Origin of the sequence: Comamonas odontotermitis (assembly GCF_040396735.1) — a bacterium.
Lineage (GTDB): Bacteria > Pseudomonadota > Gammaproteobacteria > Burkholderiales > Burkholderiaceae_C > Comamonas > Comamonas odontotermitis_C.
Genome location: NZ_JBEBNZ010000057.1, coordinates 1 through 8,038, shown reverse-complemented (window position 1 = coordinate 8,038; position 8,038 = coordinate 1). Strand labels below are relative to the sequence as shown.

General features: G+C 63.7%; 8 protein-coding genes. 4 read left to right on the top strand and 4 right to left on the bottom strand.

Features of this window, described 5'->3' with window-relative positions:
* The first annotated feature begins 29 nt into the window (after positions 1-29).
* Positions 30-839, top strand: a complete 810-nt coding sequence (locus ACH2DG_RS20765; protein ID WP_395028484.1) for an alpha/beta fold hydrolase — start codon at positions 30-32, stop codon at positions 837-839.
* Between the two features lie 223 nt (positions 840-1,062).
* Positions 1,063-2,160, top strand: a complete 1,098-nt coding sequence (locus ACH2DG_RS20760) for a branched-chain amino acid aminotransferase (protein WP_395028482.1) — start codon at positions 1,063-1,065, stop codon at positions 2,158-2,160.
* A 60-nt stretch (positions 2,161-2,220) separates the two neighbouring features.
* Here the strand turns inward: ACH2DG_RS20760 and ACH2DG_RS20755 are convergent, their stop codons facing one another.
* Positions 2,221-3,567 (bottom strand): D-amino acid dehydrogenase, encoded by a 1,347-nt coding sequence (locus ACH2DG_RS20755; RefSeq protein ID WP_395028481.1) that lies wholly within the window; start codon positions 3,565-3,567, stop codon positions 2,221-2,223.
* Between the two features lie 93 nt (positions 3,568-3,660).
* Between ACH2DG_RS20755 and ACH2DG_RS20750 the strand changes: the two genes are divergently transcribed.
* Positions 3,661-4,605 (top strand): LysR family transcriptional regulator ArgP, encoded by a 945-nt coding sequence (locus ACH2DG_RS20750; RefSeq protein WP_395028480.1) that lies wholly within the window; start codon positions 3,661-3,663, stop codon positions 4,603-4,605.
* A 293-nt stretch (positions 4,606-4,898) separates the two neighbouring features.
* On the opposite strand, the gene ACH2DG_RS20745 is transcribed toward ACH2DG_RS20750, so the two are convergent.
* The 3 genes from ACH2DG_RS20745 to ACH2DG_RS20735 form a co-directional block, all read right to left on the bottom strand.
* The gene (locus ACH2DG_RS20745; protein ID WP_395028478.1) at positions 4,899-5,321 is read right to left on the bottom strand and encodes a universal stress protein; all 423 of its coding nucleotides are present in this window, start codon (positions 5,319-5,321) and stop codon (positions 4,899-4,901) included.
* A gap of 175 nt (positions 5,322-5,496) precedes the next feature.
* A complete protein-coding gene (locus tag ACH2DG_RS20740) occupies positions 5,497-6,342 on the bottom strand; it encodes a metallophosphoesterase (RefSeq protein WP_395028476.1) in 846 nt (281 codons plus the stop codon).
* A gap of 44 nt (positions 6,343-6,386) precedes the next feature.
* Entirely contained in the window at positions 6,387-7,364 is a 978-nt protein-coding gene (locus ACH2DG_RS20735) for a LysR family transcriptional regulator (protein WP_395028474.1), read from the bottom strand.
* A gap of 146 nt (positions 7,365-7,510) precedes the next feature.
* On the opposite strand from ACH2DG_RS20735, the gene ACH2DG_RS20730 reads away from it, so the two are divergent.
* Positions 7,511-7,948, top strand: a complete 438-nt coding sequence (locus ACH2DG_RS20730) for a hypothetical protein (RefSeq protein WP_224150954.1) — start codon at positions 7,511-7,513, stop codon at positions 7,946-7,948.
* The last annotated feature ends 90 nt before the right edge of the window (positions 7,949-8,038 follow it).

Sequence of the window (8,038 nt, the reverse complement as noted above, 5' to 3'; positions counted from 1 at the left end):
TGAAACATCAGCGCAGGTAACTCCAAGGTATGTCCCTGATCCCCAATTTCGCCATGCTCGGCAGCGGCCCCTCGGTGCTGATGCTGCACGATGCCGACACCGATCACCTCGGCTTTGCCCCGCAGGTGGAGCTGCTGGCCAGCCAGGGCTACCGTGCCATTGCCTGGGACATGCCGGGCTACCACGGCAACCCGCCTCCCTACGGCGGCTACAGCCTGGCAGCGCTGGCAGCGACTGCCGACCGCCTGCTCGAAGCCATGAAAATCGGCCGCGCCCACATCGTGGGCCACGGCCTGGGGGCCATGGTGGCGGCGGAAATCGCCCTGCGCAACCCCACCCGCGTGCGCAGCCTGACCCTGGTGGCTGGCGGGCCGGCGCTGGGTGCTGGTGAACAGGAACACTGGGTGGCAACGCGCCAGCGCCTGCTGGCCGAATGCCAGCAACAGGCCTGCCCGGAGCCCGTGCAACTGCAGCACTTTGCCCAGCAGCTGGTGCAGCTGCAGGCAGGCCAGAATGCATTGCCCGAAGGGCTGCAGCTGGCGCGCCATGCGATCACACAGGTTCAGCCGCTTGCCTATGGCCGCGCCCTGGACATGCTGGCCGGCCCCAATACCCTGGCCGAGCGGTTGCCACACCTGGGCCAGCGCAGCCTGCTGGTGAGCGGCGCGCAGGACGTATGCATGCCGCCGCAGCGCATGCAAACCCTCGCCGACCTGCTGCCACACGCCGTACACCACAGCCTGCCCGGTGTCGGCCACTGGCCGCAGCTGGAGAGCCCGGACGCCTTCGAGGCCCTGCTGCTGGATTTTCTGGCCCAGCATCGCGCCACGGTGCATTGAGAAAACGCTGCGCGCAGCGCCCCTTCCCTTCGCGAAACACGTCCTGGTGCCTGACCATTGGCTTGGGCTGAATGTCGGATTTGCGGCACACTGGGCCAAAAAAATGGCATGCTACGGGGTCTGGCATGCAGCACAGCGGTATATGCGCCACTGTGGCAGCCCCCACGTTCAGCCTGGCGGCCCGATCCGCCGGCTCCCTGTTGCCATCTGGAAGGAAATTCCCGTGTCCCCCTCTTCCCCAAGCTTTGCGCTCACCCGTTCGAGCCACCCACGCAGCGCTGAAGACCGCGCCAAAATCCTGGAAAAGCCCGGATTTGGCCTGCATTTCACCGACCACATGGTGGCCGTGCGCTGGGAAAAGGACACCGGCTGGCACGACGCGCAGGTCATGCCCTACGGCCCGATTTCGCTGGACCCGGCTGCTGCCGTGCTGCACTACGGCCAGGAAATCTTTGAAGGCATCAAGGCCTACCGCCACGCCGATGGCTCGGTCTGGACCTTCCGCCCCACTGCCAACGCCGAGCGCATGCAGCGCTCTGCCCGTCGCCTGGCCCTGCCCGAGCTGCCGGTCGAAATCTTCGTGGAATCGCTCAAGCAGTTGATCGCCGTGGACCAGGAATGGGTTCCCGGCGGCGAAGAAGCCAGCCTGTACCTGCGCCCCTTCATCATCGGCGATGAAGTCTTCCTGGGCGTACGCAGCGCCCACAAGGCCAGCTACTACGTCATCGCCAGCCCCGCCGGCCCCTACTTTGCCAAGGGCGTGGCGCCCGTTGCCATCTGGCTGTCGACCGACTACGCGCGCGCTGCCAAGGGCGGCACGGGCGCTGCCAAGTGCGGCGGCAACTATGCCGCGTCGCTGCTGCCCCAGGAGCAGGCCTACGCCAATGGCTGCTCGCAGGTGCTGTTCCTCGACCCTGCCGAAGGCAAGTACCTCGAAGAACTGGGCGGCATGAACGTCTTCCTGGTGTACGGCAAGGAAAACAAGCTGGTGACGCCCGCACTGTCGGGCAGCATTCTGGAAGGCATCACGCGCGACTCCATCCTGCAACTGGCGCGCGACCGCGGCATGGTGGTAGAAGAGCGCAAGGTTTCGGCAGACGAGTGGAAGCAGGGCGTGGCCTCGGGCGACATCACCGAAATCTTTGCCTGCGGCACAGCGGCCGTCATCACACCGATTGGCCAGCTCAAAGGCAACGGCTTCTCGGTGGGCGACCTCAATGCACCGGCTGGCGAAATCACGCTGGCCCTGCGCAAGGAGCTGACCGACATCCAGTATGGCCGCGCTGCGGACCGCCACGGCTGGCTGGTTCGCCTCGCCTGATTCCCACCGCTCCAGCTAAAAGGCCGCACACTGTGCGGCCTTTTTCGCTCTACCAGGGGCTCAGGATGCGAATGCCGCCTGCCGGGCATCGGTGCCTTCAAAGCCGTAGAAGCCGAACGGCATGTCGGGCATGCGGCCGCTGATCAGCTCGGCCATGGCCTTGCCGCTGCCCGCGCCATGGGTCCAGCCCAGGGTGCCGTGGCCCGCGTTGATCCACAGCTTGCCCACCTTGGTGCGGCCAATGTAGGGAATGTTGGTGGGTGTTGCGGGGCGCAGGCCCGTCCAGAACTGCGGGTTGCCGCCTTGCTCGGGCAGACGGGTGTCGCACACGCCGGGCATCAACTCTTCGACGCGGCGCGCCAGCATATGGCACCGCGCCTTGGCCAGAGGGGAGTCCAGCGAGGTGTCGAAGCCATTGAGTTCGATGGTGCCCGCCACCCGCAACTGGTTGCCCAGGCGGCTCATGGCCAGCTTGTTGCCATCATCAATACAGCTGACGAAAGGCGCTGCCTCAGGCCGCAGGATCGGCAAGGTGGCGCTATACCCCTTGCCGGGATAGATGGCCACGTTCACGCCCACGGTGCGCAGCAGCGGCGCGGTGTAGCTGCCGCAGGCAACAATGACGGCATCGCCCTTCAACACCTGCTCTTGCGCATCAAAACCAGCTGCAATGCCCGAAGAATGCGCACGAACAGCTACGGATTCAATAGCTCCACCGGCCATGTTCAAGCGTTGGACGCTGTGGTTGTAGAGAAACTGGACGCCGCCCTGGGCGCACAGTTGGGCGAGCTTTTGCGTAAAGACGCGGGCGTCGCCGCTCTCGTCGCTTTCGGTGAAGGTGCCGCCCTTGATCTGCGCGGCATAGGGCTTGAAGGCGGGCTCGATCTGGAGGAACTCCTCGGTACTGACCATGCGGCGGTTCACGCCGTACTGGCGCATCAAGTCAACAGCCTGCTGCGCGTCTTCCACCGCCGCGTCGCTGGTGAAGAAGTGGGCAATGCCGCGTTCGAGGCGGTTGAACTGGATGCCGGTCTGCGCCACCACGTCTTTCAGCGCCGTGTGGCTGTAGGCGCCCAGCGCCACGATCTGCTGCACATTGCGGGCAAAGGAGCGGTCGTTGCACTCGGCGAGGAACTTGGTCAGCCAGCTCCACTGCTGCGGATCGACGTGCGGGCGCAGCAGCAGCGGCGCTTCCTTGTCGAACATCCACTTGAGCGCCTTCATCGGTGCGTGCTTGTTGGCCCAGGGCTCGCAATAGCTGACCGAGATCTGCGCCGCATTGGCATAGCTGGTCTCCAGCGCAGCATCGGGTTGGCGGTCCACCACGGTGACGTCGTGACCCAGTTGCAGCAGATGCCAGGCTGTGCTGGTGCCGATGATGCCGGCGCCGAGGATGATGATTTTCATGCCTTGCAGTGTCTGCCAGTTTGGCGGTTGCATAAAGTGCAATTAAACTTCTTCAAGAATCATCAGATTTACTAATACAAGCCCCTTGCTGCCATGAACAACCTGGACCCGATCGCGCTGGAATGCCTTGCCGCAGTGATTGAAGAGGGCGGCTTTGAAAAAGCAGCCACCCGCCTGAACGTGACGCAATCGGCCGTCTCGCAGCGCCTGCGTGCATTGGAGGCACAGGTGGGCTCGGTGCTGGTGGTGCGCAGCCGGCCGCTGCGGCCGACTGCGGCCGGACAGTTGCTGCTCAAGCACACCCAGCAGCTGCGCCTGCTGCGCACCGACCTGGAGCAGGAGCTGTACAGCCTGATGCCGCATTCTGCGCGCCGCACGGCGCATGATGAGGCCATCAGCATCGCCGTCAACGCCGACAGCATTGCCACCTGGGCCATCGATGCCCTGCAGGACATTGCCCTGCAGCAGTTGCCGCTGGAGATCATCACCGACGACCAGGACCACACGCTGGAGCTGCTGCGCACGGGTGAAGTGCTCGGCTGTGTCACCACCATGCCGCAGGCCCTGCGCGGCTGCCGCGTGGCGGCGCTGGGGGCCATGCACTACATGGCGGTGGCCGCCCCCGGTTTTGCCCAGCAGCACGTGCCCTCGGGACTGAACCGCAGCAATTTCAAGAACTTGCCGTTTCTCAGCTACAACCGCAAGGACGACATGCAGCGCGTGTTCGTCGCAAGAGCCATGGGCCTCAAGACGGTGGGCCTGCACCAGCTGTTCGTGCCCAACTCGGAAGCCCAGGTGCGCGCGGTGGCGGCCGGCTGGGGCATTGGCGTGGTGCCCGAGCTCCTGGCGCGGCCCTTTCTGGCGGACGGGCGGCTCGTCAACGTCGCCGAGTCGCAGGTGCTGCGAGTCGACCTGTACTGGCACTGCTGGAACCTGCAGTCCGCCCTGCTGAGCCAGTTGACGGATGCCATGCTGCGCACTGCCAAGGCCAGCCTGGCACCTGCCACCCCTGCGGCGCGGGCCACTGCTTCGACATGAAGCGCACCACCCTTTCCTGCCGCCCTTACCTCCTGCAATGGGCTGCCTCATGAAAATGACGATGGCAGAGGGCTAAAGAGAAAATGAGGAAGAAAGAAAAAAGCTGCTTGCATTCCGCGCACGGAATGCAAGCAGCTCCTGGAGTGCCGCTGGCATCTGTATTGCCAGCCGCCTCCCTCCCTTGCTAGCCTGATATGGCGTTGACGCATTGTCTGCGCCAAGTATTGCTATGGTGTGAATAGCAAATGACAGACCGGTCATAGTGGTAACCACCCCGGCCGGCGCGGCTGCGATCAGCGGATCAGCAGCACCGGAATCCTGCTTTGCGCCAGCACCTGCGTCGCCACCGAACCCATCACCAGCTTGGCCAGCGCGCCATGGCCGCGTGTACCCATGATCAGGAGGTCGTAGCCACCGCTATCGGCGGTCTCGGCAATGGTTTCGGCGATATGGCCGATCTTGCTCTCCAGCTGCGCATTGACCTTGTGCTGGTCCAGAAACTGGTGCACCGGGTTGAGCACCTTCTGCGCTTCCTCGGCGTAATAGTCGCTCACCAGTTCCTTGCCGAGCGCCTTGGCCGCGCGGGGGGGCAGCAGTGGCTGTACGGTAAGGGCGGTGTAACTGTGCGAAGCACCGAGCCACTCTGCGTGCGTAGCCAGGTAATCCAGCATCTTCTGGGTAAAGGGGCTGCCATCGACGGCCAATAGAATGCGCATATCTGAACTCCTGAAATAAGAACGTATTCACGCTCAAGAGGCATGCCAACCGGGCATACGCGGGAAACGCGTTCAAACCGCCCATGCACGCCACTGTAGGGGTTTGCTGCGCAAGAAGCGTTGACTTATGTCATGTCTTGACGCCTGAGCGCCACCAAAGTTCCGGTCACCGCTCTCAGACAGCCACCACGCAATGCGGGTTGAATGTCTCCTGTTCCCCTTTGCGGGCATAGCCCAGGGGGTTGGCCACCACGCGGCACTGCCAGGCCCTGCCGTCGGCATGCGTGCCGCTTGCCACATAATCGCTGGGCGCGTGCAGGTGGCCGTGGATCCACAGGTCTGCACTGGGCAGCAGGTCATCAAGCGCATTGCAAAAGCCGGCAGTGCCCGGGGTGAGGCCGTAGCGCGGATCGGCGCTTCTGAGGCTCGGAGCAAAGTGGGTGATGACAACGGTCTTGCCATCAAAGGGCTCGGCCAACGCCGCGCGCAGCCATGCCTGGCAGCGCAGGGCCTCTTCCCGCATCTCGGCGGCCAGAAAAGGCTGGCCATCCCGCATCATCTCCGCCTTGGTGAGATAGAAATTGGCCGCCTTGTAGGCTTTTTCGCGCTGCTTCATCAGCGCGCCCAGTTCGGTCACGCCGTTGTGCAGGGCAATGGCGTCGTAATCGGTCCACAAGGTGGTGCCGACAAAGCGCACACCCTCCATCACCACGGTTTCGCAGTCGAGCATCAGGATGCCCAGGCGGTTGCAACTGGCACGCAGCCGGGCACGGGCAGTATCAAAATCCTGCGCGTCGAATTCATGGTTGCCGGGCACCAGAATCACCGGCTCCGGCCAGTGCCCGCCAGCCTGCTGCGGGCTGAACTGGGCAAGGCCGAAGTCCTCGTCCGGCAGCATGGAGCCATTCTGGTACGAGCCGATATCGCCCGCCAGCACCAGCAGATTGGCGCCGGGCGCGGGCTGGGCGTGAAAATTCGGGTGGGTCTCCAGGTGCAGGTCGGAAAGAATTTGCAGGTGCATGGCCAAAGCCTACCATGCACTCCACTGGAGAGCACCCTCTCGCATTACAGCGGCAATTCCTGGTCGGGAAAAGCCGCACGGGCCGAACGCTCCAGTGCATGCAGCAGCCATTCCAGCGCCGAATGTGGAATGTGCCCCGCGCGGCTGGGCCAGAGCGCATCCACATGCACCGACTCCACCCGCAGCGGCAGCGGCTGAAAGGCGAGCTGATCCTCGATGCCCGTGGCAGGCACAAAGTGGCGCGGCAGCACGGTCAGCAGATCGGTGCGCGCCACCACGCGCGCGGCGGTGAAGTACTGGTTCACCGTCAGCACCACCCGGCGCTTGCGGCCGATGGACGCCAGCGCCTCGTCCAGAAAGCCGAATGGCTGGCCCGAGAAGCTGACCAGCATGTGCCGCGCATCGCAGTACCTGTCCAATGTGAGCAAGCTCTCACTCAGGGGATGGCCCTTGCGCATCACACACAGGTATTCGCCATCGTAGAGGCGCCGGCTCTCAAAATCGACCAAGGCGCCCGACTGCGCGCGCGCTGTCATCTCGGCCACCACGAAGGGAAAGTAACCGACGGCCAGATCGGCAGTCTCGTCGTCCAGCACCTCGCGCGGATCACGCGTAGTGAGTGGTTGCACATGCACGGAAACGCCCGGAGCCTCGGTTTCCAGAATGTGCATCAGGCTGGGCAGCAAGGTGGCTGCCGTCGCATCGGCCATGGCCACCACGAAGGCCTGGGTGGCCTTGGCAGCGTCAAAGCGCTCGGGGGCAAAGGTGTTCTGCAATCGTGCCAGCGATTCGCGCACCGCCGGCCACAGGGCCTGGGCCAGCGGCGTAGGCTCCACACCCTGGCCGCTGCGCACCAGCAGCTCATCACCCAGCGCCTCGCGCAGGCGGCGCATGGCGTTGCTCACGGCCGGCTGCGTGATGGCCAGCTTGTCGGCAGCGCGCGTCAGGCTGCGCTCCGTCATCACTTCGTCGAATACACGGAGCAGGTTCAGATCCAGGTGGCGAAATTGGTGTGCCTGCATGCGGCCCTCCTGCGCCAGCGAGGGGCCGGCAATACATCACTGACATGAATGATACAGATTCAAAATATAAATTTGAGAGACCCTGGGGTAAACCCTATACTTCATCCATCGCTTCAAAGAAGCATTGGAAAACAAAGACATCCATCATGACCAACAGTTTTGTACACACCGACATGGCTACCGAACACACGGGCGTTCTGCGTGTGGAAGCAGCTGCTGAGAATCTGAAATCCACCTTCAGCGGCAAGGGCGTAGGCCAGTCGCTGGTGCTGGCTGCCATCGTGGCCGCCGTGCTGGTGGGCGCCAACCGTCTGATCGACTCCGTCGCTGGCGGCAGCCACTGGATTGCTGGCTGGGCCCTGCTGTGGGCTGTGGCCTTCGTCGCCATCGCCCTGCTGGCCGCTCCTGCCCGCAACCTGAGCAGCAGCCTGCGTGCCCTCGGCACCACATGGTCGCAAGAGCACCGCCGCGCAGCAGAAGACGAAAAGACCTGGGAAGCTGCCCTGCGCGACAGCCGCGTCATGGCCGACCTGAACCGTGCAATGAGCGACGCCGCTGTGTCGTTCTACCACAAGAACTATTGAAAAAAACAGCCTCTGGCGTACACCCGATAAGCGCCAGCAGCTATCAAAATCATAAAAAGCCACGGCATGCCGTGGCTTTTTTCATGGACG

What these genes read in the sequence shown, in the direction of transcription:
- ACH2DG_RS20745 (WP_395028478.1), bottom strand. Translation starts at nt 5,321, where the DNA reads ATGCGCATTCTATTGGCCGTCGATGGCAGCCCCTTTACCCAGAAGATG.
- ACH2DG_RS20735 (WP_395028474.1), bottom strand. Translation starts at nt 7,364, where the DNA reads ATGCAGGCACACCAATTTCGCCACCTGGATCTGAACCTGCTCCGTGTA.
- ACH2DG_RS20755 (WP_395028481.1), bottom strand. Translation starts at nt 3,567, where the DNA reads ATGAAAATCATCATCCTCGGCGCCGGCATCATCGGCACCAGCACAGCC.
- ACH2DG_RS20765 (WP_395028484.1), top strand. Translation starts at nt 30, where the DNA reads ATGTCCCTGATCCCCAATTTCGCCATGCTCGGCAGCGGCCCCTCGGTG.
- ACH2DG_RS20740 (WP_395028476.1), bottom strand. Translation starts at nt 6,342, where the DNA reads ATGCACCTGCAAATTCTTTCCGACCTGCACCTGGAGACCCACCCGAAT.
- ACH2DG_RS20750 (WP_395028480.1), top strand. Translation starts at nt 3,661, where the DNA reads ATGAACAACCTGGACCCGATCGCGCTGGAATGCCTTGCCGCAGTGATT.
- ACH2DG_RS20730 (WP_224150954.1), top strand. Translation starts at nt 7,511, where the DNA reads ATGACCAACAGTTTTGTACACACCGACATGGCTACCGAACACACGGGC.